Raw genomic sequence first — 25,719 nt, 5'->3', positions numbered from 1 at the left:
TGATGCTAGTCCTTGTAGGCAATCTCGCCCTTAACCAGCGTATAGCGTACCTTGCCTGCCAGCTCCAAGCCGTTAAATGGCGTGTTCTTTCCCTGGCTCAGCAGGTTTGCCGCTTTCACGTTCCAGTATTGCTGCGGGTCGAAAATGCAAATATCGGCTTGAGCGCCCAATTCCAGATGGCCTTGGCTGATCCCCAGGCTGGTGGCTGGCGCGCTGGTGATGCGCGCCAATGCGTCGACCAGGGCAACCTTCTGTTCCTCGGCCCATTTCAGCGTCAGCGGCAGCAGCAGTTCCAGACCTGTCGCGCCGGCCTCCGCTTCGCCGAACGGCACCAGCTTGGCGTCTTCATCTACCGGCGCATGGTCCGAGCATGCGAGGTCGATGGTGCCGTCGGCCAGGCCCTGGCGCAGGGCATCGCGGTCGCGCTGGCTGCGCAATGGAGGCCTCAGGTGGCAATTGGCGTCGAAGAAGCCGATGTCATGCTCAGTGAGGTGCAGGTGGTTGACGCTGACGTCGCAACTGATCTGCAGGCCTTGCTGCTTGGCTTCGCGCACCATGGCGACGCCTTCGGCGCTGGAAAGCCGGCACAGGTGCACCTTGGCCCCGGTTTCACGGACGATGTGCAGGATGGTGGCGAGCGCCAGGGTTTCAGCAGCCACTGGGATAGTCTTGAGGCCCAGGCGTGCGGCAACCTCTCCGTCATGCGCGACCCCGCCTTGCGCCAGGTAGGGCTCCTGCGGGCGCAGCCAGACGGTAAAGCCGAATGTGGCGGCGTACTGCAGGGCGCGCCATAGCACCAGGGTATCGACGATCGGCTCGTCTGCCTGGGAAAAGCCGACACAGCCTGCCTCGGTGAGCTCGCTCATTTCCGTGAGCTGCTTGCCGGCGAGTTGGCGGGTGAGCGCGCCCAAGGGATAGACATTGCTCAAATGGAGCTGCTTGGCGCGGTGCTTCAGCATTTCGACCAGGCCGGATTCGTCGAGCACCGGGTCGGTATCCGGCGGGCAGGCCACGCTGGTGACGCCGCCCGCAACCGCAGCATGAAGTTCGCTCTTCAGCGACGCCTTGTATTCGTTGCCGGGCTCGCGCAGGCGGACCGAGACGTCCACCAGGCCCGGGCAGACGATCAGCCCGTCGGCATCGATCACCTGGTCTGCCTTGAAGTCCGCCGGCATATCGCCCGTGCCTGCGATCTTGCCATTGCTGACGTAAAGGTCTTGTACCGCATCGACATGATGTCTTGGGTCGATCAGCCGCCCCTGCTTGATATGGATGTTCATTCGGAGTTTCCTGCGAGGATGCTCATGACGGCCATGCGTACCGCAATGCCGTAGGTAACCTGGGGAAGAATCACGGATTGCTTGCCATCGGCCACTGCGGAATCGATTTCCACGCCGCGGTTCATGGGACCCGGGTGCATGACGATGGCATCCGGCTTGGCAAAGGCAAGTTTTTCCGGCGTGAGCCCGTAACACTTGAAGTATTCCTGAGCGCTGGGCAGCAAGGCGCCGTTCATGCGTTCGTTCTGCAAGCGCAGCATCATGACGACGTCCACGTCTTTCAGGCCTTCGCGCATGTCATGGTGAACCTGCACTCCTAGTTTTTCCACGTGTTGCGGCAATAGCGTCTTGGGGGCGATGACGCGAACCTCGGGCACGCCCAGCGTAGTGAGCGCATGGATTTCGGAGCGTGCCACGCGCGAGTGCAGCACATCGCCTACCAGGGCCACGCGCAGGTTGTGCATGTCCGGCTTGTAGCGGCGGATGGTGAAGACATCGAGCAGGCCCTGGGTCGGGTGCGCATGTCGGCCGTCGCCGGCATTGATGACATGGATATGCGGGGCGACATGCTGCGCGATGAAATGGGCCGCGCCGGATTCCGCATGGCGTACGACGAACATGTCGGCATGCATGGCGGTCAGGTTGTCGATGGTATCGAGGATGGTTTCGCCCTTGGATTGCGAGGAAGTACCCACATTCAGCGTGATGACGTCCGCCGAAAGGCGCTTGGCTGCGATTTCGAATGTCGTCCGGGTGCGCGTGCTGTTCTCGAAGAAGATGTTACAGACGGTCTTGCCGCGCAGCAAAGGCACTTTCTTGACTTCGCGCTCGGCAACGCCGACGAAGGATTCGGCGGTATCCAGTATCTGGTTGAGGATGGTGCGGGGCAACCCTTCCGTCGTGAGCAGGTGCTTGAGCTTGCCGTCCTTGGTCAGTTGAGGGTTATGCATCAGGCACTGGCCTCCAGGCTGAATTGGAGTTGATGGTGTTCATCGCGGGATAATTGTAATTTCTGATCGGGTGGAATATCCAGTTGCAGCGCAGCCACCTGCGGGCAGATCGGCAATTCGCGGCCGCCGCGGTCCACCAGTACGGCCAGGCTGATGCTGGCGGGCCTGCCGTAATCAAACAGCTCGTTCATGGCGGCGCGAATGGTGCGTCCGGTGTAGAACACGTCGTCGAGCAGGATGATGTGGCGCTCTTCCACGTCGAATGGGATTTGCGATGGGCGCGTGTCCGCGTGCAGGCCGCGCTGGCTGTAATCGTCCCGGTAGAAAGAGCTGTCGAGCATGCCTAATTCCAGCGAGCAGCCGGGATGGGATGACTGCAGCCGGGGGAACAGGCGCTCCGCAATCCACGCGCCGCCGCTGTGGATGCCCACGATGGCGGTTTTCGGCTGGATGAATGGGGCGAGTTTCTGCTCCAGAGTCAGGAGGAGCACTTCTGCATCGGGTAATTGAATGTTCAATGTCATGGGGCAATTCCGTCAAAATAGGATTGCAGTATATGTTGCGCAGCCACCTGGTCCAGCATGGGTTTCTGCCTGCGGCCGGTGATGCCGCTTTGCTTGAGCGACTGGCTGGCTTCCGCTGAGCTTAAGCGCTCGTCGACCAATGCGACAGGCAGGTTGAAGCGACCCTCCAGGCGGCGTGCAAACCTGCGGCATAGCTGGGTCAACGCATGCTCGTCGCCATTGAGGTAGCTTGGCAGCCCGACCACCAGCGCCACCGGTTGCCATTCCTCGATGAGGTCGGCAATGGCGGCAAAACGTTTGTCATTGGCTTCGGTATCGATGGTCGCGAGCGGATGGGCAATGCCGAGCAGGTGTTCGCCGATTGCCACGCCGATGCGTTTTTCGCCGAAGTCGAATCCGAGCACGCAGCCTTGGTGGCCGGCTACCGGCTCAGGCATGCCCGGCTTCCTCCGCAAAGCGGGCGAAATCAAGCCCCAGCAGTGCCATGGTGGCCTGTACCTTTTCTTCCGCGGGCAAGCCGAACAATAAGTGATTGCGCTGTTCCGGCGTCGCCTCGACCGTCAGCCAGGCATTCTGCGCAAGCTCCTGTTCCAGTTGGCCTGCCGACCAGCCGGCATAGCCGAGACTGACCAGGAAGTTGTGCGGAATGTGGCCTTCGGCAACGGCTTGCAGGATGTCCTTGGAAGTGGTGAGGCCGGTATCGCCGTCGATGCTGAGGGTGGAGTCCCAGTCTTCCAGCGGTTGATGCAGGACGAAGCCGCGATCCAACTGTACCGGTCCGCCGAAATAGACGGGCTTATCCGTCAGTGGGCTGGAGAGCGGCAGGTTCAGTTGCTTGAACAATGCCTGCAGGGTCATGTCGATAGGACGATTGATGACGATGCCCATGGCGCCGTCGGCATTGTGTTCGCAGATGAAGGTCACCGACTTTGCAAAATAGGGGTCGGTCATGGCGGGCATGGCAACCAGAAACTGACCAGTGAGATTAACGTTTTCCACGCTGCTATTATCTCACATAACGATTCTCACATCATGGCTTGCATCAGCCGGTCAGGGCGTCTCGACGTAGCCGGTAATTTCCAGGCCGAAACCGACAATGCTCGGCATCTTGCGCGGCGCAGCCAATAGCTTCATTTTCTTCACGCCGAGATCCAGCAGGATTTGCGAGCCTATGCCGTAGTTGCGCAGGTCCTGGCGGGTGCGCACCGGCTCGTCGGCAAACTTGATGCGTTCCACCAGGTCTTCCGCATTCTCGCCATTGTGCAGCAAGACGACGACGCCAGCGTCGGCCTCCTGGATCTTGCGCATTGCCTGCAAGGTGTTCCACGAATGTGAGCGGCTACTTTCGTCGATGAGGTCAAACACGGAAAGCGGCTCATGAACGCGTACCAGGATTTCCTTGTTGGGAGTGATCTCACCCTTGACCAGCGCCAGGTGGGTTTCCTTGGCGATCATGTCGGCATAGGCAATCAGGCGCATCGGGCCGTACGGCGTAGTGACTTCACGTTCTGCGGCGCGCTTGACCAGGCACTCGTTCTCGTTGCGGTATTGGATCAGGTCGGCGATGGTGCCGATCTTGAGGTTGTGCTGCTTGGCGAACTTAATCAGGTCCGGCAGCCTGGCCATGCTGCCATCTTCCTTGAGAATCTCGCAGATGACGGACGCAGGGGTGAGGCCGGCCAGGGCAGAGAGGTCGCATCCTGCCTCGGTGTGGCCGGCACGCACCAGCACGCCGCCATTCTGCGCCGCCACCGGGAATATGTGACCAGGGCTGACAATGTCGGCGGGTTTCGCATTGGGCGCTACTGCGGCCTGTATCGTCCTGGCCCGGTCGCTGGCGGAGATCCCCGTCGTCACGCCCGTGGCGGCCTCGATGGATACCGTGAAATTGGTGCCCATGCCGCTGCCGTTCTTCTGCACCATTGCGGGCAGGTTGAGTTGCTTGCAGCGCTCTTCCGTCAAGGTCAGGCAGATCAGCCCGCGGCCATGCTTCGCCATGAAGTTGATATGTTCGGCAGTGGTGAACTGGGCGGCAAGCACGAGGTCGCCTTCGTTTTCGCGGTCTTCTTCGTCAACGAGGATTACCATGCGCCCCTGGCGCATTTCTTCAATGATTTCTATGGTTGGGCTGATCATGATGTGTGTAAGTGATGAATGCCGATGCGGAAAGTTCAGGCCGGAATGTCGCTCCATTGCGTCATACGGTCCACATAACGGGCAATGAGGTCTATTTCAAGATTGACCCGGCTGCCCACGCCCAGCCCTTTCAAGGTCGTGACTTCGACCGTGTGCGGAATGAGGTTGACGTTGAAGTCGTCGCCATCTACATGGTTGACAGTCAGGCTGACGCCGTCGACCGTGATGGAGCCCTTCACTGCAATGTAGCGCGACAATGGGTTCGGCGCCCGCACGGCCAGCAGCATACTTTCGCCGACCGGTTCAAAGCGGATGACCTGGCCTACGCCGTCTACATGCCCGCTGACCAGATGGCCGCCCAGGCGGTCGGAAAGCCGCAAGGCTTTTTCCAGGTTGACCTCGCGCAGGGTATCCAATCCAACGGTGCATGACAGGGTTTCCTTGGAAACATCCGCCTCAAACGTGTCCGTCCCCAATGTGACGACGGTCAGGCATACGCCATTGACCGCGATGCTGTCGCCAATCGCGACATCCTGCAGGTCGAGGTTGCCTGTATCGATCACGAGCCTGGCATCGTCGCCATGGGGGGTGATGGTCTTGATGTGGCCTTGGGCCTGAATAATGCCGGTAAACATAAGTGTGAATTCTAGCAGACCCACGGGCGGTGTTGGCGGAATTCTGTTCGGGAGCTAAACGCTTTTCATGTGCTGATTTTGAATTGTAAAGTCTCAATAAAATTAACTGCTTAATTTGATGAGCCGGAGATTAGTCCGATGGTACTAATTAGTCCAGATGTACTAAATGCAAAAAATGAAATCGACCGTATACTGCGCTCCAGTATCAAACGGGACAAATAAGTCCGTATCCATTTTCAAGAAGACTGTTTGTCGATTGCGGCGCAGTAAAAAATTTAGAGAAGGATGTAAGAATGTTGAATTTCAAGGGGACGATTGTAAGCGCACTGCTGATTGGTGCATCCATTATCAGTCAGGCTGCATTTGCAACACCATCTGCCGGTATTGAAGCTACGCTCACCGGCTACGAGTTTTCCAGCAAGAAGGACGTGGTTGACGTAAACGTCGACCTCAAGGGCTCAGGCTTGTTTGGCTGGTGGGGCCGCGCGTCGGGCGATGTGGCCGCAGGTGCGTATTCCGGTACCTGGAGCAATGGCGATTCTTTTGCCGCGTTCTGCGTCGAGTTGACGCAGAACTTCAGGGCGTTCGGCAAGTCCGCGACCTATACCGAAGGCACTTTCAGCTCGACTATAGAAAGCAGCCTGACCAACCTGGCCAACAAGTATTATTCCTTTGTCGATGACGCGATTTCTTCTGCTGCCTTCCAGGTGGCTGTATGGGAAATCGTCAGCGAAAAATCGAATAACCTCAACCTGGACAAAGGCAAGTTCGAGGCTGATCCGGTATGGAACGGCTTCTTGTGGTTCGGCAGCTACGATGCGGACTCGAAGGCAGCGATTGATCTTGCCAAGACCTGGCTCGCTGGCGTCAATGATGACAGCGTGCTGGCTACCGGCGACTATAGCCTGACCTATCTGAAGAACAAGAACTACCAGGATCTGGTTGTGTTCACTTCAATTGCGGCAGTACCTGAGCCAGCAACATATGGCATGCTGCTGCTTGGCATGGGCGTGGTAGCGTTCGTTGCGCGCCGCCGCCGTGCCAATACCATCCGCTTCTAAACAGCACTAGGCATCAACAAGAGCCCTTCCAATATGGAAGGGCTTTTTTATTGGCTTCAATCATGGTCAATGCTGTACTTGAGTCCCTTTCACGCTAGAATGCGGCATGGCATTTTTCAGACAACTTCCCTTCGAGCTTTTTGTCGGCTTGCGCTATACGCGGGCAAAAAGGCGTAATCACTTCATTTCCTTTATTTCCCTCACCAGCATGGTCGGCATCGGGCTGGGCGTGGCGGCCTTGATCGTGGTGCTCTCGGTCATGAATGGCTTCCAGGAAGAGTTGCGCAGCCGCATCCTCGGCGTGGCTTCGCATTTGCAGATCACGGGTTCGAACAATGTGCTGGAGGATTGGCGCGGTCTGGAGCAGAAGGTGGACGGGGCTCCGCATGTGCAGGCCGCAGCGCCATACGTCATGGCGCAGGGCATGCTCTCGTTCGGCCAGGCCGTGCAAGGGGCGATTATCCGCGGGGTGCTTCCCGATGCCGAGGATAAGGTGGCCGAGCTGGGCAGCCATATGCGGGCTGGGCGGTTAAGCGACCTCAAGCCCGGCGAGTTCGGCGTGGTGCTAGGCTCCGAGCTGGCCCAGTCCCTGGGCGTGGTGTTGGGCGACAAGGTAGTATTGATGGCGCCGCAGGGCCAGTTCACGCCGACCGGCGTAGTGCCGCGCATCAAGCAGTTCAAGGTGGTCGGCCTGTTCGAGATCGGCATGTTCGAATACGACTCCGGGCTGGCGCTGATCCATCTCGACGATGCGGCCAAGCTGTATCGCATGGGCGAGAATGTTTCCGGCGTGCGCCTCAAGCTGGACGATTTGTTTAACGCCCCCGCCGTCGCCCGGCAGCTGGGGGATCGCCTGATGGGGACCGGCAACTATTACATCAGCGATTGGACGCAGCAGCATGCGAACTTCTTCCGCGCCATCCAGATGGAAAAGCGCGTGATGTTCATCATCCTTGCCCTGATTGTCGCGGTCGCCGCCTTCAATATTGTGTCCACTCTGGTGATGGCGGTGACGGACAAGCGCGCGGATATCGCCATCATGCGCACCTTCGGCGCCAGCCCGCGCAGCATCATGCAAATATTTATCGTGCAGGGCGCGCTGATCGGCGTGATCGGGACAGTGGTCGGCGCATTCTTCGGCGTATTGATCGCATTCAATATCGACACGATCGTGCCATTTATCGAGCGCATGCTCGGGGTGCAGTTCCTGGCCAAAGATGTGTACTACATCAGCGACCTGCCATCCAGGCTGCTATGGTCCGACGTTATGGTGATCGTGGTCTTGTCTTTCGTGCTGAGCCTGCTGGCGACGCTTTACCCAAGCTGGCGCGCTGCCAGGGTCAACCCGGCGGAGGCGCTGCGTTATGAGTAATCCCACCATCCTGCAATGCGTTGATTTGCAGAAAACCTATACCGGCCTCGATGTCGCCGTGCTCAACGGCATCAGCCTGCAAGTGGATGCCGGGGAGCAGATCGCCATTGTCGGCACTTCAGGTTCCGGCAAAAGCACCTTGCTGCACTTGCTTGGCGGACTGGATGAACCAAGCGCGGGCAGCGTGCAGGTGATGGGCAAGCCGCTGGCGGCACTGAGCGAAGCCGAGCGGGGAGAGTTGCGCAATCAGGCGTTGGGCTTCGTCTACCAGTTCCACCACCTGTTGCCGGAATTCACCGCCCTGGAGAATGTGGCGCTGCCATTGATGATTCGCCGTCTGCCGCGGGATGAGGCATTGGAGCAGGCAAGGGACGTGCTGGTGAAGGTCGGGCTGGGCCACAGGCTGGAACACATGCCGGGCGAGCTTTCCGGCGGCGAGCGGCAGCGTGCCGCCGTGGCGCGTGCATTGGTGACGAATCCGCGATGCGTGCTTGCCGACGAGCCTACCGGCAACCTCGACCGGCATACGGCTGAGGGCGTGTTTGATCTTTTGCTGGAATTGAACCGCGAGCAGGGCGTGGGCCTGATCGTCGTCACCCACGATCTGGAACTGGCTGCGCGCATGCAGCGGCAATATCGTCTTCAAGATGGCAGGTTGCACGCCATCTGACTAGGTGACTGAAGATGCCCGCGTTTGCACTGACATTTGTAGCCGGTGCCTGGGTATTGCAGCAGTTGCCGTGGCTGCCATCCCTGTCCTGGGGAGGGAGCCTGGTTCCCTTGATTCTTCTCTTCTATTGGTTCCGCACGCAGCCGGTAATCCGTCACCTGCTGCTGGCGGTGCTGGGGCTGGCATTCGGCTTCTGCTGGGCGGCATGGCTGGCCCATGGCCGGATGGCGGATGAGCTGCCTCCCGAGTGGGAGGGGCGCGATATTGCCATCGTCGGCGTGGTGGCAAGCCTTCCCGCTATGCATGATCGCGGTGAGCGCTTTGATTTTGATGTCGAGCAGGTACAAACCCCTGGTGCGGTCGTGCCCGGACGAGTTTCCTTGATCCAGTATGCGGGCGGGTTTTCGATGGGTAGTTCTATTCCCATGACGCAGAATGCCGACATGCCGCGTTTCCATGCCGGTGAACGCTGGCAATTGACGGTGCGGCTGAAACGACCGCACAGCACATCCAATCCGCATGGATATGATTTCGAGCTATGGATGCTGGAGCGCAACATCCGCGCCAGTGGTTACGTACGGCAATCGCCCGCTGCGGTCCGCCTGGACGCGCGGGTGCATAGGCCGGCTTACTGGGTGGACATGGTGCGGGAGTCGGTCAGCCGGCGCATGGCGGATGTGTTGCAGGACCGGCCTTATGCCGGCGTGTTGAAGGCGTTGGCAATCGGCGAGGACGACGCCATCAGCCAGCAAGATTGGCAGGTATTCCGCCATACGGGCATTATCCACCTAGTCAGCATTTCCGGCCTGCACATCACCATGTTGTCGGGGATGGTGTATGCGCTGGTGTTCGGCATCTGGCGGCGGGTGCCGTACTGGACGCTGCGCTGGCCCGCACGCAAGGCCGGGCTGGCCGCGGGAGTGGTGACGGCGGTAGCATATTCGCTGGTGGCAGGGTTTTCCATCCCGACACAGCGTACCTTATATATGTTGTCGGTCATTGCATTGGCATTCTGGTCTGGCCGGCGGGTATCTATCGGCAGGGTCTTGCTGCTTTCCTTGCTTGTCGTGGTATTGATCGACCCCTGGGCCGTGCTTGCCACCGGGTTCTGGCTTTCGTTCGGTGCGGTGGCGGTGATGGCCTATGCGCTGGGCGGACGCCTGCAAAAGCCCCACTGGCTGCGGGATGCCATATTGACGCAATGGGCCGTGACCATAGGCTTGATGCCGGTCTTGCTCATATTTTTCGGACAAGTGTCCTTGATCTCCCCGCTTGCCAATGCGTTTGCCATCCCGCTGGTCAGCCTGGTGATTGTGCCATTGACCTTGCTTGGCAGTTTCCTGCCGCTGGATTCCTTATTGTGGCTCGCACATTGGATCATGCAGCTTGCCATGGCGCTATTGCTGTGGATGAGCGCATTGCCTTCTGCAATATGGCAGCAGCACATGCCGTCGATCCCTGCCATGCTATTGGCCGTGGCAGGCGTGGCCTACCTGTTGTTGCCGCGCGGGGTGCCGTTGCGCTGGCTGGGGCTGGTTGGCATATTGCCGTTGTTCCTCGGTGTGCCTCCTGTGCCTGCGCGGGGAGATATGCGGGTTGCCGTGCTGGACGTGGGGCAAGGTCTGGCGGTCGTGGTCAATACGCAGAACCATGTGCTGCTGTATGACACCGGCCCTAGGTTCTCCAGTGAAAGCGACAGCGGCAATAGAGTGGTCGTGCCCTACCTCAACGGTACGGGAGTTAAGCGCCTTGATGGCTTGGTCGTGAGCCATGACGACTTGGATCACACCGGAGGCATGGGCTCGGTGATTGCCGCCATGCCAATAGATTGGATGCTCAGTTCTTTGCCGCAGGAAAAGCCCGAGCTTGGCAAGCTACGGCATTCGCCCTGCCGGGCCGGGCAGAAATGGAGCTGGGATGGTGTCGGCTTTGAAATGCTTTATCCCGCCAATGCAGCCGATTTGCCTGCCGGAGTCAAAACCAACAACCGCAGTTGCGTGCTGCATATCCGCAGTGCCGCAGGGGCATTGTTGTTGCCGGGAGATATTGAGCGCTCCGCCGAGGCCGACCTGCTGGATGCGGCAGGACAAGGCATTGCCGCGGATGTGCTGGTGGCGCCGCATCATGGCAGCCGCACTTCTTCCACGCCCGGGTTTGTGGCGGCAGTCAAACCGCAGGCTGTGATTTTCACCGCGGGCTACCGCAACCGTTTCGGCCATCCCCGGCAGGATGTCGTGGCAAGGTATGCCGCTGCGGGAGCCAGTCTCTACCGCTCCGACCATGATGGTGCGGTACTGTTGGATTTCAAACAGCATCACGGGATTGAAATCACCCGCTGGCGGGAAAAGTCACAGCGCTACTGGTACAACCAACCTGCCGGTTTTACATCGCCTTCCCTTGCTGAAACCGGCAACGCGCGATAAAGTAACGCCACTTTACAGAACATCTTAGGGGCAATTTGTGTGGGAAATCATTAAAGCGGCAGGATGGCCGATCTGGCCGCTGATCTTTGCTTCAATCGTCGCAGTAGCCATTATCATCGAACGCCTGATCGCCTTGCGCGAACAGCAGATTGTCCCCAAGGCCTTGCTGCCGGAAGTGCAGAACTGGCTGGGGCAGGGCCGTGCGGGTGTGACGGCGGAAGCCCTGTCCAGGCTGGAGAAGCACTCCATGCTGGGCACCGTGTTCGCGAGCGCGCTGAAGAACCTGGGCGCGCCGCGCGAAGTGATGAAGGAAGCGGTCGAGGAATCCGGCCGCGCCGTGGCGCACAGGCTGGAGAAGTACCTGACTACCCTGGGAACGATTGCGACGGTGGCGCCATTGCTTGGCCTGCTCGGTACCGTAATCGGGATGGTGGAGCTGTTTGGCGCTTTTACTGCAACAGGGCATGACGTCGCTCAGTTCGCACGCGGCATTTCCGTCGCGCTCTACAATACTGCCGGCGGTATTGTGGTGGCAGTGCCGGCCATGATTTTCTACCGATATTTTCGTGGCAAGATTGACGGCTTCATCGTCGAGATGGAGCAGGAAGCAGTCAAGCTGGTAGAAATCATCCATGGTGAGCGCAAGGAATGAATTTCCAACGAGGTAAAAAGCACGAAGATTTGGAAATGAATCTCGTGCCGTTGATCGACGTGTTGCTGGTGATCATCATCTTCCTGGTGGTGAGTGCGACTTTCTCGCGCGTCACGGAGTTGCAAATCAACCTGCCGACCGCCGATGCGGAGAACCCGCAAGACAAGCCATTGGTCATCAATGTCGGGGTCGATGAGTCAGGCCACTATGTCATCAATAACCAGGACGTGGCAGATGACTCGGTAGCTGGTATCGCGGACGCCTTGAAAAAGGCTGTCGGCGACGGCAAGGATCCTACCATCATCATCAGTGCCGATGCCAAGAGCAGCCACCAGTCGGTGGTCAATGTGATGGAGGCTTCGCGCCAGGCCGGGTATAGCCAGATTACTTTTGCAACACAAGCACGTTCTGGTTCTTGAATTTTAAAAAGTATCCATCATGTCCAAACATGCACTTGGGAAGGCTGACGCCTCCGTGCAAAGTGCGCGGGTTCTGTACCTGCGCCTTCTCAAATATGCCGCGCGCTACTGGCTGGTATTCCTGATCAGCATCATCGCGCTGGTGACTTTCTCCGCGACGAATACCGGATTCCTCGCCACCATCAAGCTTGTCACCGACGAAGGTTTCGTCAACCAGGATTCCAACAAGCTGCAGCTCCTGCCATTCATGCTGTTTGGATTGCTGGCAATCCGGGCATTGGCCGGTTTCATCTCCAATTTTGCCATGCGCTGGGTGGCAAGGCGCGTGGTGGAGAATCTGCGCCAGGATACGTTCCGCCGCTTGATGGGCCTGCCGGTGAGTTTCTTTGACGCTGTTTCGGCCGGCGTGGTGACCTCCAAGCTGACCTATGACACCGAGCAGATGGCGGGGGCTGCGACCAAGGTCGCCATGAGCGCCGTGAGGGATACGCTGACCATTGTCGGCATGGTGGGCTACATGCTCTACCTGGATTGGCAGCTCACCCTGATTTTTGCCGTGGTGGCCCCGGCCATGGCATGGTACCTCAAGAGCATGACGCCAAGGTTGCGCAGCTCGGGCAAGGCGGTGCAGCAAACCATGGGGGAAATGACCCAGGCGGTCGAAGAAGCCGTTTCCGGCCAGCGCATGGTGAAAATATTCGGCGGCGGCGATTACGAATATCAGCGCTTCGCCAAAGTGGCGGGCAAGAACCGCCATATGCAGATCCGCCTGGCGCGTTTTTCCGGCATGAACAGCATGGTTATCGAGTTGCTGGCGGGCGTGGCTTTGGCCTTGGTGGTGTTTTATGCCGTGGGCAAATTCAGTGCGGGCGAGTTTGCGGCTTTCATCGGTGCCTTGCTGATGCTGATCGGGCCGGTCAAGACGCTGACCAGCCTGAATGAAGAGTTGCAGGTAGGCTTGGCGGCCGCGCATAGCGTGTTCGAGCTGATCGACAGCGTTCCGGAAGTCGATGAAGGCGGCGAGGAGATTGGCCGTGCCAAGGGCGGCATTGTGTTTGAGAACGTGACATTGCAGTATCCTTCCGCAAAACGCCCGGCCCTGCTTGATCTCAATTTCACGGTCAAGCCGGGCGAGAAAGTCGCCTTGGTAGGCCGCTCAGGCGGCGGCAAGACGACCCTGGTCAACCTGTTGCCTCGTTTCTATGAGGCGCAGCAGGGGCGCGTGCTGATCGACGGTATCGATATTCGCAAAATGAGCCTGAAAAGCCTGCGCCAGCAATTTTCCCTGGTCAGTCAGGACGTCATCCTCTTCAACGATAGCGTATTCAACAATATCGCCTACGGCGTGTTGCGCAATGCCAGCGAGGAGGAAGTGATCGCTGCCGCCAAGGCGGCGCATGCCTGGGATTTTATCCAGCAATTGCCTAACGGCCTGCAAAGCGAGATCGGCGATCGCGGCGTGCGCCTTTCCGGCGGCCAGCGTCAGCGCCTGGCCATTGCGCGTGCGATCCTCAAGAACGCCCCCATTCTGTTGCTGGATGAAGCGACATCCGCGCTGGATACCGAATCCGAGCGTCATGTGCAGGCGGCGCTGGACGAACTGATGCAGAACCGAACCTCAATTGTGATTGCCCACAGGTTGTCGACCATAGAAAACGCGGATCGTATCTTGGTGATGGAGCAGGGGCAGATTATCGAAGGGGGAAGTCATGAAGAATTATTGGCTTTGGGCGGGCATTACGCCAAGCTTTACCAGAAACAATTTCATTAATAGTCCCACTAGGAGTTGTTGACAATGGGCCAGTCATTCAGCCGATGGCTGGAGCGCCAGTGGTACCAACGTACCGGCTGGCAGCTTGTTCTCCGGCCGTTTTCTTGGCTTTTCTGCATCTTGATCGCGCTGCGTAGGCTGGCTTACCGGTTTCGCTTGCTCAAATCCCTGAAATTGCCGGTCCCCGTCATCATTGTCGGCAATATCAATGTCGGCGGTACGGGCAAGACCCCCTTTGTCATCTGGCTCGTACAGCAGTTGCGGCAAAACGGCTGGTATCCCGGCATTATCAGTCGCGGATACGGCGGCAAGTTGATCCATACCCATCAGGTCACGAAAGACAGCCTGCCCCAGGAAGTGGGCGACGAGCCTGTCTTGCTGGTTCAGCGGACCGGCCTGCCTTTATATGTTGGCCGTAAGCGCACCCGGGCCGCGCGTCATTTGCTAAGGGATTATCCAGAGTGCAACCTTATCATTAGCGACGATGGCCTGCAGCATTATGCGCTCGAGCGCGACATGGAAATCGTCATCATCGATGGCGAACGCATATTCGGCAACGGGCAGCTGTTGCCTGCGGGGCCGCTGAGGGAATCCAGCGCGCGCCTCGAGGGCGTGGATGCGGTCGTCTTCAATAGCGGGCCGCCTGCTGCCGGCGGTTATCTCATGCATCTTGTACCGGATGATCTCCGCAAGCTGAACGCTCCTGAGGAGCGCATGGCGGTGACCGAACTGATCGGCAAGCACGTGCATGCCGTAGCGGGAATCGGTAATCCACAAAGGTTCTTCGGTCAGCTGGAACAAATGGGCCTGATCGTTGAAGCGCACCCTTTCCCGGATCATCATGCCTATAGCGAGGATGATTTCCAGTTTGCCAAGGATGATATCGTCCTCATGACGGAAAAGGATGCGGTCAAGTGCACCGCGTTTGCAAGAGAGAACTGGTGGTTTATGCCCATCACGGCCGAGATAGACCGTGCGCTTGCAGAAAAAATACTAGCGCGCCTGACGCGACTTATAGAAAAGGAAATTTGATCGATGGATGCGAAACTGCTTGAAATCCTGGTATGCCCGATTTGCAAAGGGCCTCTGCATTACAAAAAAGCCGAGCAGGAACTGATCTGCAAGCCTTGCCGGCTGGCTTACCCCATACAGGACGGCATTCCTGTGATGCTGGAGGATGAAGCGCGCAAGCTGCCAGCCGAAGAAGAGGTTAAGTAATGCCGTTCAAGGTGGTGATCCCCGCCCGCTATGCCAGCAGCCGCTTGCCCGGCAAGCCGTTGCTTGATATTGCCGGCAAGCCGATGGTCGTGCGGGTTATCGAGCAGTCTCTCGCAAGCGGCGCTACCGAAGTCGTCGTTGCGACAGATCATGAGCGCATCCAAGAAGCCGTCTTGGGTTATGGTTATGAGGTGGCCATGACCAGGGGGGATCATGCATCCGGTACGGATCGAATTGCCGAAGTGGTCCAGCAGCGCGGCTGGAGCAATGACACGATCGTCGTCAATGTGCAAGGGGATGAGCCGCTGATTGATCCGCTATTGATCGGGGAAGTGGCCGGCAACCTCTCCGCCCACGCTGAAGCCTCCATGGCAACTGCGTGTCATGCTCTGCATGACACGCCATCCATCCTGAACCCCAACATTGTCAAAGTCGTCCTCGATCAACAAGGGCACGCACTCTACTTTAGCCGCGCCCCCATTCCTTATCCCAGGGATGCTTTTGCCACCAACCAGGATATTCCTGCCGATATGCCTATCTATCGGCATATAGGTATCTATGCGTACCGCGCCGGATTCTTGCAAGCCTATGCGGCGCTGGCGCCTTCCGCGATTGAGCATTTTGAATCTCTGGAACAATTGCGCGTGCTTTGGCACGGATACAAAATTAGCGTCGAAATCACAGAAAAGGCGCCGGCGAGCGGCGTAGATACGGAAGCTGACCTTGCTTACGTACGCTCTGTCGTGATCAGCAACGAAAATAAGTTGCTGTGATTTTGATGCTAAGCGATTGATTGCAAGAAAGAACGGCATTTGGCGCCCGAATGTCTTGCAGTGAATCCCCAAAAATACGTTGACATTGAAGTTTTGGGTTTGCTATAGTTTCACCTCTCGACGCAACACAAATCTAACGAAATGGGTTGCAACGACATCGGTCGCGGGGTGGAGCAGTCTGGCAGCTCGTCGGGCTCATAACCCGAAGGTCACAGGTTCGAATCCTGTCCCCGCAACCAAACAAAGCAAGTTTTACAAATTGGTGTTGACATATAAATCCTGATCTGTAAAATGCGCGGCTCGCTGAATGAGGCGGTGCAGAGAAGGTGGTAGCGAAATTGATTGAGTAAATAAATTTCGAAACTAGCTTGACCTGGTTTAAAAGGTCTGTATAATGCGCCCTCTCGCTGAATTCGAAACGAATCGGCGGCGAGTAAAAAGAAGTAACCTGCTCTTTAACAAAACGAACAACCGATAAGTGTGGGTGCTTGTAGGTGAGTGCAAAAGATACATAGTTAATTTGTATCCGAAGCTCAACAAACAAGTGCTTAACACTTAAATGAAATCTGTAACTTTTTAAGTTACACCTAAGATTCATTTGAGATTAAGCCAAGCGATATACCGACCTCGAAAGAGGTCACAAGTAATAGTCGGAATTAAACTGAAGAGTTTGATCCTGGCTCAGATTGAACGCTGGCGGCATGCTTTACACATGCAAGTCGAACGGCAGCACGGGGGGCTTGCTCCCTGGTGGCGAGTGGCGAACGGGTGAGTAATATATCGGAACGTGTCCAATAATGGGGGATAACTAGTCGAAAGATTAGCTAATACCGCATACGCCCTGAGGGGGAAAGTGGGGGATCTTCGGACCTCACGTTAATGGAGCGGCCGATATCTGATTAGCTAGTTGGTGGGGTAAAAGCCTACCAAGGCGACGATCAGTAGCTGGTCTGAGAGGATGATCAGCCACACTGGGACTGAGACACGGCCCAGACTCCTACGGGAGGCAGCAGTGGGGAATTTTGGACAATGGGCGAAAGCCTGATCCAGCCATGCCGCGTGAGTGAAGAAGGCCTTCGGGTTGTAAAGCTCTTTCGCAAGGAAAGAAAACTTATCTACTAATACTAGATGAGGATGACGGTACCTTGATAAGAAGCACCGGCTAACTACGTGCCAGCAGCCGCGGTAATACGTAGGGTGCGAGCGTTAATCGGAATTACTGGGCGTAAAGCGAGCGCAGGCGGTTTTGCAAGTCAGATGTGAAAGCCCCGGGCTCAACCTGGGAACTGCGTTTGAAACTGCAAGGCTAGAGTATGGGAGAGGGAGGTAGAATTCCACGTGTAGCAGTGAAATGCGTAGAGATGTGGAGGAATACCAATGGCGAAGGCAGCCTCCTGGCCTAATACTGACGCTCATGCTCGAAAGCGTGGGGAGCAAACAGGATTAGATACCCTGGTAGTCCACGCCCTAAACGATGTCAACTAGTTGTTGGTGGAGTAAAATCCATTAGTAACGCAGCTAACGCGTGAAGTTGACCGCCTGGGGAGTACGGTCGCAAGATTAAAACTCAAAGGAATTGACGGGGGCCCGCACAAGCGGTGGATTATGTGGATTAATTCGATGCAACGCGAAAAACCTTACCTGGCCTTGACATGCCACTAACGAAGCAGAGATGCATTAGGTGCCCGAAAGGGAAAGTGGACACAGGTGCTGCATGGCTGTCGTCAGCTCGTGTCGTGAGATGTTGGGTTAAGTCCCGCAACGAGCGCAACCCTTGCCAATAATTGCCATCATTCAGTTGGGCACTTTATTGGGACTGCCGGTGACAAACCGGAGGAAGGTGGGGATGACGTCAAGTCCTCATGGCCCTTATGGCCAGGGCTTCACACGTAATACAATGGTCGGTACAGAGGGTTGCCAACCCGCGAGGGGGAGCTAATCTCAGAAAGCCGATCGTAGTCCGGATTGCAGTCTGCAACTCGACTGCATGAAGTCGGAATCGCTAGTAATCGCGGATCAGCATGTCGCGGTGAATACGTTCCCGGGCCTTGTACACACCGCCCGTCACACCATGGGAGTGGGTTTCACCAGAAGTAGGTAGCCTAACCGCAAGGAGGGCGCTTACCACGGTGGGATTCATGACTGGGGTGAAGTCGTAACAAGGTAGCCGTATCGGAAGGTGCGGCTGGATCACCTCCTTTCTAGAGTATGCCTTGCTTGCAAGCATTCACACTTATCGGTTGTTTAAAGAGCGCAACAAAGATTGGCCTTAAGGGTCTGTAGCTCAGCTGGTTAGAGCACCGTCTTGATAAGGCGGGGGTCGTTGGTTCGAGCCCAACCAGACCCACCAACGCATTATCAAGTGGACGAGTAGTACGAGGCGCGAATCTTCGCCGCATACTTTGGTATGCAAGAAGATGAGTAACGAAGTAATGCGAAGTTCAGAGGGGGATTAGCTCAGCTGGGAGAGCACCTGCTTTGCAAGCAGGGGGTCGTCGGTTCGATCCCGTCATCCTCCACCAACTCTTTGTTGAAAAGTTAGACATAAGCGCAGCGTGCTGTCTTTATGTCTGGCTTTTACAAGCTAGATTGATCTTTAACAAAATGGAAGAAGTAAAGAGAATGAAGTAAGACTTTGTGATGAGGTCTGAAACATTCAATGGGTAATTTGATTGCAGAAATCAAAACATTGAACAGCGTTGTTTTTTAACGTGGTTCGATAGTGCTTTAGAAGCAGCCTATAACGGACTGACTACTACTCGTCAGTCATGTTCTTGAATTTAAAAGGGTTCAGGATTCAACGTTATAGGGTCAAGCGAATAAGTGCATGTGGTGGATGCCTTGGCGATTACAGGCGATGAAGGACGTGGTAGCCTGCGTAAAGTCTCGGGGAGCTGGCAAACAAGCTTTGATCCGGGAATGTCCGAATGGGGAAACCCACCCGCAAGGGTAACCCCCTCTGAATATATAGGAGGGCGGTGGCGAACCGAGTGAACTGAAACATCTAAGTAGCTCGAGGAAAAGAAATCAACCGAGATTCCGGAAGTAGTGGCGAGCGAACCCGGAAAAGCCTGTTACTTTTAGCATACGCGATAATAGAACGGAATGGAAAGTCCGGCCATAGTGGGTGATAGCCCCGTATATGAAATCCCGTATGTGGAACTAGGGTAACGACAAGTAGGGCGGGACACGTGAAATCCTGTCTGAACATGGGGGGACCATCCTCCAAGGCTAAATACTCGTAATCGACCGATAGTGAACCAGTACCGTGAGGGAAAGGCGAAAAGAACCCCGGGAGGGGAGTGAAATAGAACCTGAAACCGCATGCATACAAACAGTGGGAGCCTCGTAAGGGGTGACTGCGTACCTTTTGTATAATGGGTCAGCGACTTACATTCAGTAGCAAGCTTAACCGATAGGGGAGGCGTAGCGAAAGCGAGTCCGAATAGGGCGTTCAGTTGCTGGGTGTAGACCCGAAACCAAGTGATCTATCCATGGCCAGGATGAAGGTGCCGTAACAGGTACTGGAGGTCCGAACCCACTAATGTTGAAAAATTAGGGGATGAGCTGTGGATAGGGGTGAAAGGCTAAACAAACTTGGAGATAGCTGGTTCTCTCCGAAAGCTATTTAGGTAGTGCCTTGTGTCTCACTCTCGGGGGTAGAGCACTGTTATGGCTAGGGGGCTCATAAGAGCTTACCAAACCATGGCAAACTCCGAATACCGAGAAGTGCAATCACAGGAGACAGTCCATGGGTGCTAACGTCCGTGGACAAGAGGGAAACAACCCAGACCGCCAGCTAAGGTCCCTAATGACGTGCTAAGTGGAAAACGAAGTGGGAAGGCACAGACAGCCAGGAGGTTGGCTTAGAAGCAGCCATCCTTTAAAGAAAGCGTAATAGCTCACTGGTCGAGTCGTCCCGCGCGGAAGATGTAACGGGGCTAAGCACGTAACCGAAGCTGCGGATGCTAGTTTACTAGCATGGTAGGAGAGCGTTCTGTAGGCCTGCGAAGGTGTTCTGTGAGGAATGCTGGAGGTATCAGAAGTGCGAATGCTGACATGAGTAGCGATAAAGGGAGTGAAAAGCTCCCTCGCCGAAAGCCCAAGGTTTCCTGCGCAACGTTCATCGGCGCAGGGTGAGTCGGCCCCTAAGGTGAGGCAGAGATGCGTAGCTGATGGGAAACAGGTTAATATTCCTGTACTTACATATACTGCGATGTGGGGACGGAGAAGGTTAGGTCAGCCATCTGTTGGAATAGGTGGTTTAAGCGTGTAGGTTGATCTCTTAGGCAAATCCGGGAGGTTAAGACTGAGGCGTGATGACGAGTCTCCTTGTGAGACGAAGTGATTGATACCAAGCTTCCAAGAAAAGCCACTAAGCTTCAGGTATATGTGAACCGTACCGCAAACCGACACAGGTGGGCAGGATGAGAATTCTAAGGCGCTTGAGAGAACCCGGGAGAAGGAACTCGGCAAATTAGCACCGTAACTTCGGGAGAAGGTGCGCCCCGGTAGGGTGAAGGACCTCGCGTCCGGAGCTTGATGGGGTTGCAGTGAAAAGGTGGCTGCGACTGTTTAATAAAAACACAGCACTGTGCAAACACGAAAGTGGACGTATACGGTGTGACGCCTGCCCGGTGCCGGAAGGTTAAGTGATGGGGTGCAAGCTCTTGATCGAAGCCCCGGTAAACGGCGGCCGTAACTATAACGGTCCTAAGGTAGCGAAATTCCTTGTCGGGTAAGTTCCGACCCGCACGAATGGCGTAACGATGGCCACACTGTCTCCTCTCGGGACTCAGCGAAGTTGAAATGTTTGTGAAGATGCAATCTACCCGCGGCTAGACGGAAAGACCCCATGAACCTTTACTGTAGCTTTGCATTGGACTTTGACAAGATTTGTGTAGGATAGGTGGGAGGCTTTGAAGTAGGGACGCCAGTTCCTATGGAGCCATCCTTGAAATACCACCCTGATGTTGTTGAGGTTCTAACCTAGGTCCGTAATCCGGATCGGGGACCGTGCATGGTGGGCAGTTTGACTGGGGCGGTCTCCTCCCAAAGAGTAACGGAGGAGTGCGAAGGTAACCTAGGTACGGTCGGAAATCGTACTGATAGTGCAATGGCATAAGGTTGCTTGACTGCGAGACGGACAGGTCGAGCAGGTGCGAAAGCAGGTCATAGTGATCCGGTGGTTCTGTATGGAAGGGCCATCGCTCAACGGATAAAAGGTACTCTGGGGATAACAGGCTGATTCCTCCCAAGAGTTCATATCGACGGGGGAGTTTGGCACCTCGATGTCGGCTCATCACATCCTGGGGCTGTAGCCGGTCCCAAGGGTATGGCTGTTCGCCATTTAAAGTGGTACGTGAGCTGGGTTTAAAACGTCGTGAGACAGTTTGGTCCCTATCTGCCGTGGGCGTTGGAAGTTTGAGGGGGGCTGCTCCTAGTACGAGAGGACCGGAGTGGACACACCTCTGGTGGACCGGTTGTCACGCCAGTGGCATCGCCGGGTAGCTAAGTGTGGAAGAGATAAGCGCTGAAAGCATCTAAGCGCGAAACTTGCCTCAAGATGAGACTTCCCTTGTGCCTTGAGCACACTAAAGAGTCGTTCGAGACCAGGACGTTGATAGGTCGGGTGTGGAAGCGCAGTAATGCGTTAAGCTAACCGATACTAATTGCTCGTGAGGCTTGATCCTATAACCTTGAAACTTGAATCAAGGTCGCTCTAAAGCAGCAATCAAAATACCATCTTTACTTCTTCTGTTTGTTGAAGACGAATTTGCTAAGCAAATTCCATCAGATATCAGTGCATGTGCACCGCACACGCACTACCGGTTATGTCTGGCGGCCATAGCGAATTGGAACCACCCCTTCCCATCTCGAACAGGGCCGTGAAACGATTCCGCGCCAATGATAGTATGCACCTCGCATGCGAAAGTAGGTCACCGCCAGACTTTTATTCAAAAGCCCGCTAGTTTTCTAGCGGGCTTTTTCATTTTTAAACGTCGCTTTAATTCATGGGCCTGAGTGAGATCGCAAAGATCTTGTGACGTTCTGCAGGTGATTTTTAGGAGCTAGGTTTAGGCAGTAAATCTACAGGTGCTGCAGTAGGCTTTATATGAAGTATTGCGGTAGCTAACTTACTCTTTTGGCCATTTCTGCGCCAGTTCAATCAATAACGCCAAGTAGTTTTGAGCGCCGGTACTGTTGGGTTGGTGGCGGAATATGTCGACGCCGTGCTCGGGGCTTTCCGCCACTGCGACATTTTCTGAAATGACGGTGTCGAGCAGGTCATGCCCAAACAGTTCCTTGGCTTTTTTCTGTACTTCGAATGTCATGCTGCGCCTGCGGTCGAAGCGGGTCAGCAGGTAGCGGCGCTCTATCGGCCGCTTTAATACGGGCTCGATGGCAGCCAGGGTGTCGCCGACCTTCTTCGCGCCTCTGAGGGAAAGAAAGTCGGAAGAGATGGGAATAATGACGAGGTCGGCGGCAAATATGGCACTGAGCGACAGCGTGCCCAGGTAAGGGCAGCAATCAATCAATGTGTGGCGGTTCATATACAGTTTGTCTGCAATATCGAGCCCGTGGCGCAGCTTGTTGAGTATGGCCGGGCCTTTGCCGAAGGCGGAGTCTACCTTGATCAGTTCCTTGTGGGATGGGATGAGATAACCCAGCCCGGGCCATTGGACTTCCAGGTGATAAAGCGGTTTGTCATCTTGGTAGAATGCAAACAGGCTTTGCTTGGCGCTTTCCGGAGGATGGCCGTAAATCTGGGTCAGGTGCGCTTGCGGGTCCATGTCGATCAACAGCGCCTCCTTGCCCGTGCGTTGCAATGCTGCGGCAAGGTTGAGGGCCGTGGTGGTTTTTGCTACCCCACCTTTCTGGTTAAAAACTGCAATACGCGCCATAATATTTCTACTGATCTAGATAGTTTGCAGGATCCTAGCTCGCATTATCCTGTATCCGCCTCGCGTCCAATCCGAGGATTTGAGGCGGGAACATGCTACTTTTTACCGTTTGAACCGGTATTGAGATAAATGGAAGGGAATCTCGTGGCTGAATCAATAGCTATTTTTGCAGGGGGGTGCTTTTGGTGTCTCGAACCTGTGTTCTCGCAGCTGCGAGGAGTCAAGCAGGTGGTGTCAGGCTATATCGGCGGCCAGGTTGCGCATCCAACTTATGAAGAGGTCTGCACTGGGACGACAGGGCACGCCGAGGCGATCAAGATCGTCTTTGAGCCAGCGGAGATTGATTACGGGGTGTTGCTCGAGGTATTTTTCCTTGCGCACGATCCGACTACATTGAATCGACAAGGGCATGACGTAGGAACACAATATCGCTCAGCCGTGTTTTGTCAAAGCGGCGAGCAGCAGGCTGTGCTTGATCGACTGCTGGCAAAGTTCGCCAGCGAAAATACATTTGGGGCGCCAGTAGTGACAGAGGTAAATGCAGGCGGCGAGTTTTATGCTGCCGAGCAATATCACCAGCAATACTACGCCCAGCATCCGAACCAGCCTTATTGCCTGGCAGTGGCTGCACCCAAGATCGCGAAGATACGCGCCAAGTATGCTGAGCGTATCAAGCCGGAATGATGCTCAATGCCGGCTGAGCCATTGACGACGCCAGAAATGCAGTCCCATTCCTCCCGCCACCAATAGCATCATCGCAATCGCGATCCAAAATCCCCAATGATCCTTAAGCAAGGGCATGCTCTCGAAATTCATGCCGAAAATGCCGGAGATCAAGGTCGCTGGCATGAATAGCATGGTGACTACCGTGAGGATGCGCACTTCTTTGTTGACCTGGTTGCTGATGCTGGATAGGTAGATGTCCAGCATGCCTGCCAATAAATCCCGCAACGATTCCAGGGATTCGATGAAATGGATGCTGTGGTCGTAGACATCGCGCAGATAGAGGATGGTGTTTTCCTGGAAAAAGGCAAATTCATTGCGGATCAATGTATTGATGATTTCGCGCAATGGCCAGACGGCCCGGCGTAGGTCCATGGTCTCGCGTTTGAGCTTGTGTATGCTTTGCAGGACTGCATCACTTGGACGATGCAGGAGTTGGTCTTCCAGCTTTTCGCAATCGTCGCTGATCTGTTCGAGCATGACAAAGTATTTGTCCACGATCATGTCCAGCAGGGCATAGGCCAAAACATCGGCCCCCGATTTGCGCAACAGGCCCTTATTGGCGCGCAGACGTTCGCGCACGGGGTCAAATGAGCCTGTCGGGCGCTCCTGGAAGGAAAGGACAAAGCGGTTGCCGAGGATGATGCTGATTTGCTCGGAGTTGACCAGCATTTGCTCCGAGTCGTAGGCAAAAAAGCGCGTGACCAGATACAGGTAGTCGTCATAGGCATCGACTTTGGGGCGCTGATCGGTATTGAGGATATCCTCAAGCACCAGCGGGTGCAGCTTGAAGCGCTGGCCTATCTCAGCCATGAGCTTAGGGTCATGCAGTCCATGCACGTTAAGCCAGAGGATGCTGTCATCTGCGCTTGGCTGGATTTCATCCAGCGAGCTGATCGATTGTTCTTCGATATGTTCCGCGTTATAACGGAACAGGGTCAACGTAATCTGCGGCGTCTTGACATCCCCGGTATGCACCAAGGTGCCCGGAGGCAGGCCAGTTTTCTTGCTATGCGCATGGCGCCGTTTTTTCATCCTTGCTCCAGTGATTGATGGTACTGTGCCTAGCCTGCAATGGATTTCTTGGCTTTTCCTCAAAGGGATGAGAAAACGCCAGTTTAGACAATGCTAGGTTGATCGCATGCTGGGTTAGAATATCTGGACTGCAGATCAATGCTTTGATTGTCGAGCGTATCAAACCTCAACACAATGGGTAGAGTAATACAACTGCAACGGCACATACAACCAGGTGCCGCATGATAGTAACGGAGGAAAAATGCGATTTTACTTGTTCGCCGGATTGTTGAGTCTGGCATTCAGCTTGCATGCTGCAGAGTCCGGCAGCGATGCGCAAGTGGGCCTGATCGAGGACGACAGCTCCGAGTGCCTTGCCAATGACGGCAAGCTGATCCTGCTGAAGAGCGATGCGGCTGAGACCATGGTGGTATGGCTGGATCGCTGGTTCATGGGAGTGCAGACCGCAGACCATACCAAGCATATTATTCAGCCTGGCGATGAGCCGATTGCACTAGGTTGCTCGGTGACCCGCGACAAGGAAAAGCAATACTGGACTATTGCCAGCGCACAGCCGCAATAATCAATCTTGTCGAGTAGCGATGCCTTCACCCGGCGTGAAGAAAAATCCGCCTGACACGTGGTGTAGCGTACGCAAGTCATCATATCCGTCAAAATGCCAGCGTCCATTGCTGAATGCGCGGCTATCTGCATAGGCAGCGACAACTTCGGCGAGGAACAAATCATAAGCCTGCTGGATATGCGGCTCGGGAATGATGCGGCATTCCAGCCAGGCGACACACCCCTCCAGCAACGGGGCTTCAACCTGCGAGGCCGCGAAGGTTGGCAGGTTCAAGGCGGCCAACTTGTTGTCAGGCGTTTTTCCCAATAATTCCCTGCCTGAACTTGAGCCAACCTTGATGACCATGTCTGCCTGGGCGCGGCATGGCACATTGATAGCAAATGTGCCGCTGGCCTCCATCAATTCCCGCGTATAGGTCTTCTTGTCGATGACAATCGCAACCCTGGATGGATTAAAGTCGAGCGGCATGTTCCAGGCAGCGGCCATCACATTGGAGCGGCCGTTGCAAGAAGAGCTGACCAGTACGGTGGGGCCGTGGTTGAGCAGGCGGAACGCCTTATCCAGCGGGACGGGTTGGATGGTTGCGGCAGACTGAATAGGCGATGCCATA

22 protein-coding genes, 3 tRNA genes and 3 rRNA genes are annotated in these 25,719 nt (G+C 55.8%); 18 read left to right on the top strand and 10 right to left on the bottom strand.

The window, feature by feature from the left end; translation table 11 throughout:
* Positions 1-5: 5 nt before the first annotated feature.
* From ACWXTG_RS07585 to ACWXTG_RS07555, 7 genes are read right to left on the bottom strand one after another with little or no spacing between them, the layout of a single operon-like run.
* Positions 6-1,280 (bottom strand): dihydroorotase, encoded by a 1,275-nt coding sequence (locus ACWXTG_RS07585; protein WP_480219507.1) that lies wholly within the window; start codon positions 1,278-1,280, stop codon positions 6-8.
* On the bottom strand, positions 1,277-2,230 hold the full coding sequence (locus ACWXTG_RS07580) for an aspartate carbamoyltransferase catalytic subunit (RefSeq protein ID WP_480219506.1): 954 nt from the start codon (positions 2,228-2,230) through the stop codon (positions 1,277-1,279). The genes ACWXTG_RS07585 and ACWXTG_RS07580 overlap by 4 nt, the downstream gene beginning before the upstream one ends.
* Positions 2,230-2,754, bottom strand: coding sequence for a bifunctional pyr operon transcriptional regulator/uracil phosphoribosyltransferase PyrR (pyrR, locus tag ACWXTG_RS07575; RefSeq protein WP_480219505.1), 525 nt, complete (start codon positions 2,752-2,754; stop codon positions 2,230-2,232). Before pyrR ends, ACWXTG_RS07580 begins: the two co-directional genes overlap by 1 nt.
* Positions 2,751-3,191 carry a Holliday junction resolvase RuvX gene (gene ruvX, locus ACWXTG_RS07570; RefSeq protein ID WP_480219504.1) on the bottom strand — a complete coding sequence of 147 codons (441 nt, stop codon included), beginning with the start codon at positions 3,189-3,191 and terminating at the stop codon, positions 2,751-2,753. Before ruvX ends, pyrR begins: the two co-directional genes overlap by 4 nt.
* Entirely contained in the window at positions 3,184-3,753 is a 570-nt protein-coding gene (locus ACWXTG_RS07565) for a YqgE/AlgH family protein (RefSeq protein WP_309566402.1), read from the bottom strand. The genes ruvX and ACWXTG_RS07565 overlap by 8 nt, the downstream gene beginning before the upstream one ends.
* A gap of 51 nt (positions 3,754-3,804) precedes the next feature.
* Entirely contained in the window at positions 3,805-4,890 is a 1,086-nt protein-coding gene (gene ribBA, locus ACWXTG_RS07560; protein ID WP_309566405.1) for a bifunctional 3,4-dihydroxy-2-butanone-4-phosphate synthase/GTP cyclohydrolase II, read from the bottom strand.
* Positions 4,891-4,925: 35 nt separating this feature from the next.
* Positions 4,926-5,525, bottom strand: coding sequence for a riboflavin synthase (locus tag ACWXTG_RS07555; protein ID WP_309566407.1), 600 nt, complete (start codon positions 5,523-5,525; stop codon positions 4,926-4,928).
* Between the two features lie 293 nt (positions 5,526-5,818).
* Here ACWXTG_RS07555 and ACWXTG_RS07550 point away from each other — a divergent pair, with 293 nt between their 5' ends.
* From ACWXTG_RS07550 to rrf, 16 genes are all read left to right on the top strand, one after another.
* Positions 5,819-6,586, top strand: a complete 768-nt coding sequence (locus tag ACWXTG_RS07550; protein ID WP_309566409.1) for a PEP-CTERM sorting domain-containing protein — start codon at positions 5,819-5,821, stop codon at positions 6,584-6,586.
* A 106-nt stretch (positions 6,587-6,692) separates the two neighbouring features.
* Positions 6,693-7,958 (top strand): lipoprotein-releasing ABC transporter permease subunit, encoded by a 1,266-nt coding sequence (locus ACWXTG_RS07545; RefSeq protein ID WP_309566410.1) that lies wholly within the window; start codon positions 6,693-6,695, stop codon positions 7,956-7,958.
* Positions 7,951-8,628 (top strand): lipoprotein-releasing ABC transporter ATP-binding protein LolD, encoded by a 678-nt coding sequence (gene lolD / locus ACWXTG_RS07540; RefSeq protein WP_309566412.1) that lies wholly within the window; start codon positions 7,951-7,953, stop codon positions 8,626-8,628. Before ACWXTG_RS07545 ends, lolD begins: the two co-directional genes overlap by 8 nt.
* A 14-nt stretch (positions 8,629-8,642) precedes the next feature.
* On the top strand, positions 8,643-11,051 hold the full coding sequence (locus ACWXTG_RS07535; protein ID WP_309566414.1) for a DNA internalization-related competence protein ComEC/Rec2: 2,409 nt from the start codon (positions 8,643-8,645) through the stop codon (positions 11,049-11,051).
* Between the two features lie 37 nt (positions 11,052-11,088).
* A complete protein-coding gene (locus tag ACWXTG_RS07530) occupies positions 11,089-11,703 on the top strand; it encodes a MotA/TolQ/ExbB proton channel family protein (RefSeq protein ID WP_309566416.1) in 615 nt (204 codons plus the stop codon).
* Complete coding sequence (locus tag ACWXTG_RS07525; protein ID WP_309566418.1) at positions 11,700-12,122, top strand: ExbD/TolR family protein; 423 nt, start codon at positions 11,700-11,702, stop codon at positions 12,120-12,122. The genes ACWXTG_RS07530 and ACWXTG_RS07525 overlap by 4 nt, the downstream gene beginning before the upstream one ends.
* Positions 12,123-12,141: 19 nt before the next feature.
* Positions 12,142-13,893: a lipid A export permease/ATP-binding protein MsbA gene (msbA, locus tag ACWXTG_RS07520; RefSeq protein WP_480219503.1), complete on the top strand. Its 1,752-nt coding sequence runs from the start codon at positions 12,142-12,144 to the stop codon at positions 13,891-13,893.
* Positions 13,894-13,917: 24 nt separating this feature from the next.
* Complete coding sequence (gene lpxK, locus ACWXTG_RS07515) at positions 13,918-14,925, top strand: tetraacyldisaccharide 4'-kinase (protein WP_407997321.1); 1,008 nt, start codon at positions 13,918-13,920, stop codon at positions 14,923-14,925.
* Between the two features lie 3 nt (positions 14,926-14,928).
* A complete protein-coding gene (locus ACWXTG_RS07510) occupies positions 14,929-15,111 on the top strand; it encodes a Trm112 family protein (RefSeq protein WP_309566424.1) in 183 nt (60 codons plus the stop codon).
* The gene (gene kdsB, locus ACWXTG_RS07505; protein ID WP_480219502.1) at positions 15,111-15,884 is read left to right on the top strand and encodes a 3-deoxy-manno-octulosonate cytidylyltransferase; all 774 of its coding nucleotides are present in this window, start codon (positions 15,111-15,113) and stop codon (positions 15,882-15,884) included. Before ACWXTG_RS07510 ends, kdsB begins: the two co-directional genes overlap by 1 nt.
* Positions 15,885-16,046: 162 nt before the next feature.
* Positions 16,047-16,123, top strand: a tRNA-Met gene (locus ACWXTG_RS07500).
* A gap of 419 nt (positions 16,124-16,542) precedes the next feature.
* Positions 16,543-18,085 (top strand): 16S ribosomal RNA (locus tag ACWXTG_RS07495).
* 72 nt (positions 18,086-18,157) lie between these two features.
* Positions 18,158-18,234, top strand: a tRNA-Ile gene (locus tag ACWXTG_RS07490).
* 96 nt (positions 18,235-18,330) lie between these two features.
* A tRNA-Ala gene (locus tag ACWXTG_RS07485) sits at positions 18,331-18,406 on the top strand.
* A gap of 287 nt (positions 18,407-18,693) precedes the next feature.
* Positions 18,694-21,577, top strand: a 23S ribosomal RNA gene (locus ACWXTG_RS07480).
* Between the two features lie 144 nt (positions 21,578-21,721).
* Positions 21,722-21,835: ribosomal RNA gene (rrf, locus tag ACWXTG_RS07475) — 5S ribosomal RNA — on the top strand.
* The 16S, 23S and 5S rRNA genes sit together here with 3 tRNA genes alongside, the layout of an rRNA operon.
* A gap of 186 nt (positions 21,836-22,021) precedes the next feature.
* Here rrf and ACWXTG_RS07470 read toward each other — a convergent pair.
* The gene (locus ACWXTG_RS07470; protein ID WP_309566724.1) at positions 22,022-22,789 is read right to left on the bottom strand and encodes a ParA family protein; all 768 of its coding nucleotides are present in this window, start codon (positions 22,787-22,789) and stop codon (positions 22,022-22,024) included.
* Positions 22,790-22,918: 129 nt separating this feature from the next.
* Between ACWXTG_RS07470 and msrA the strand changes: the two genes are divergently transcribed.
* Positions 22,919-23,473 (top strand): peptide-methionine (S)-S-oxide reductase MsrA, encoded by a 555-nt coding sequence (gene msrA / locus ACWXTG_RS07465; protein ID WP_480219501.1) that lies wholly within the window; start codon positions 22,919-22,921, stop codon positions 23,471-23,473.
* A 3-nt stretch (positions 23,474-23,476) separates the two neighbouring features.
* On the opposite strand, the gene corA is transcribed toward msrA, so the two are convergent.
* On the bottom strand, positions 23,477-24,547 hold the full coding sequence (gene corA, locus ACWXTG_RS07460) for a magnesium/cobalt transporter CorA (RefSeq protein ID WP_407993998.1): 1,071 nt from the start codon (positions 24,545-24,547) through the stop codon (positions 23,477-23,479).
* Between the two features lie 241 nt (positions 24,548-24,788).
* On the opposite strand from corA, the gene ACWXTG_RS07455 reads away from it, so the two are divergent.
* The gene (locus tag ACWXTG_RS07455) at positions 24,789-25,109 is read left to right on the top strand and encodes a hypothetical protein (protein WP_309566720.1); all 321 of its coding nucleotides are present in this window, start codon (positions 24,789-24,791) and stop codon (positions 25,107-25,109) included.
* On the opposite strand, the gene ACWXTG_RS07450 is transcribed toward ACWXTG_RS07455, so the two are convergent.
* On the bottom strand, positions 25,110-25,718 hold the full coding sequence (locus tag ACWXTG_RS07450; protein WP_480219500.1) for a flavin reductase family protein: 609 nt from the start codon (positions 25,716-25,718) through the stop codon (positions 25,110-25,112). It lies immediately after the preceding gene.
* Position 25,719 lies beyond the last annotated feature (1 nt).

The sequence above is a fragment of the Methylobacillus sp. DLP286 genome, assembly GCF_056636515.1.
Note: the sequence above shows the minus strand (reverse complement) of the source record. Positions and strands in the feature narration are given on the sequence as shown.

What these genes read in the sequence shown, in the direction of transcription:
- ACWXTG_RS07585 (WP_480219507.1), bottom strand. Translation starts at nt 1,280, where the DNA reads ATGAACATCCATATCAAGCAGGGGCGGCTGATCGACCCAAGACATCAT.
- ACWXTG_RS07580 (WP_480219506.1), bottom strand. Translation starts at nt 2,230, where the DNA reads ATGCATAACCCTCAACTGACCAAGGACGGCAAGCTCAAGCACCTGCTC.
- pyrR (WP_480219505.1), bottom strand. Translation starts at nt 2,754, where the DNA reads ATGACATTGAACATTCAATTACCCGATGCAGAAGTGCTCCTCCTGACT.
- ruvX (WP_480219504.1), bottom strand. Translation starts at nt 3,191, where the DNA reads ATGCCTGAGCCGGTAGCCGGCCACCAAGGCTGCGTGCTCGGATTCGAC.
- ribBA (WP_309566405.1), bottom strand. Translation starts at nt 4,890, where the DNA reads ATGATCAGCCCAACCATAGAAATCATTGAAGAAATGCGCCAGGGGCGC.
- ACWXTG_RS07555 (WP_309566407.1), bottom strand. Translation starts at nt 5,525, where the DNA reads ATGTTTACCGGCATTATTCAGGCCCAAGGCCACATCAAGACCATCACC.
- ACWXTG_RS07550 (WP_309566409.1), top strand. Translation starts at nt 5,819, where the DNA reads ATGTTGAATTTCAAGGGGACGATTGTAAGCGCACTGCTGATTGGTGCA.
- ACWXTG_RS07545 (WP_309566410.1), top strand. Translation starts at nt 6,693, where the DNA reads ATGGCATTTTTCAGACAACTTCCCTTCGAGCTTTTTGTCGGCTTGCGC.
- lolD (WP_309566412.1), top strand. Translation starts at nt 7,951, where the DNA reads ATGAGTAATCCCACCATCCTGCAATGCGTTGATTTGCAGAAAACCTAT.
- ACWXTG_RS07535 (WP_309566414.1), top strand. Translation starts at nt 8,643, where the DNA reads ATGCCCGCGTTTGCACTGACATTTGTAGCCGGTGCCTGGGTATTGCAG.
- ACWXTG_RS07525 (WP_309566418.1), top strand. Translation starts at nt 11,700, where the DNA reads ATGAATTTCCAACGAGGTAAAAAGCACGAAGATTTGGAAATGAATCTC.
- msbA (WP_480219503.1), top strand. Translation starts at nt 12,142, where the DNA reads ATGTCCAAACATGCACTTGGGAAGGCTGACGCCTCCGTGCAAAGTGCG.
- lpxK (WP_407997321.1), top strand. Translation starts at nt 13,918, where the DNA reads ATGGGCCAGTCATTCAGCCGATGGCTGGAGCGCCAGTGGTACCAACGT.
- ACWXTG_RS07510 (WP_309566424.1), top strand. Translation starts at nt 14,929, where the DNA reads ATGGATGCGAAACTGCTTGAAATCCTGGTATGCCCGATTTGCAAAGGG.
- kdsB (WP_480219502.1), top strand. Translation starts at nt 15,111, where the DNA reads ATGCCGTTCAAGGTGGTGATCCCCGCCCGCTATGCCAGCAGCCGCTTG.
- ACWXTG_RS07470 (WP_309566724.1), bottom strand. Translation starts at nt 22,789, where the DNA reads ATGGCGCGTATTGCAGTTTTTAACCAGAAAGGTGGGGTAGCAAAAACC.
- msrA (WP_480219501.1), top strand. Translation starts at nt 22,919, where the DNA reads ATGGAAGGGAATCTCGTGGCTGAATCAATAGCTATTTTTGCAGGGGGG.
- corA (WP_407993998.1), bottom strand. Translation starts at nt 24,547, where the DNA reads ATGAAAAAACGGCGCCATGCGCATAGCAAGAAAACTGGCCTGCCTCCG.
- ACWXTG_RS07455 (WP_309566720.1), top strand. Translation starts at nt 24,789, where the DNA reads ATGCGATTTTACTTGTTCGCCGGATTGTTGAGTCTGGCATTCAGCTTG.
- ACWXTG_RS07450 (WP_480219500.1), bottom strand. Translation starts at nt 25,718, where the DNA reads ATGGCATCGCCTATTCAGTCTGCCGCAACCATCCAACCCGTCCCGCTG.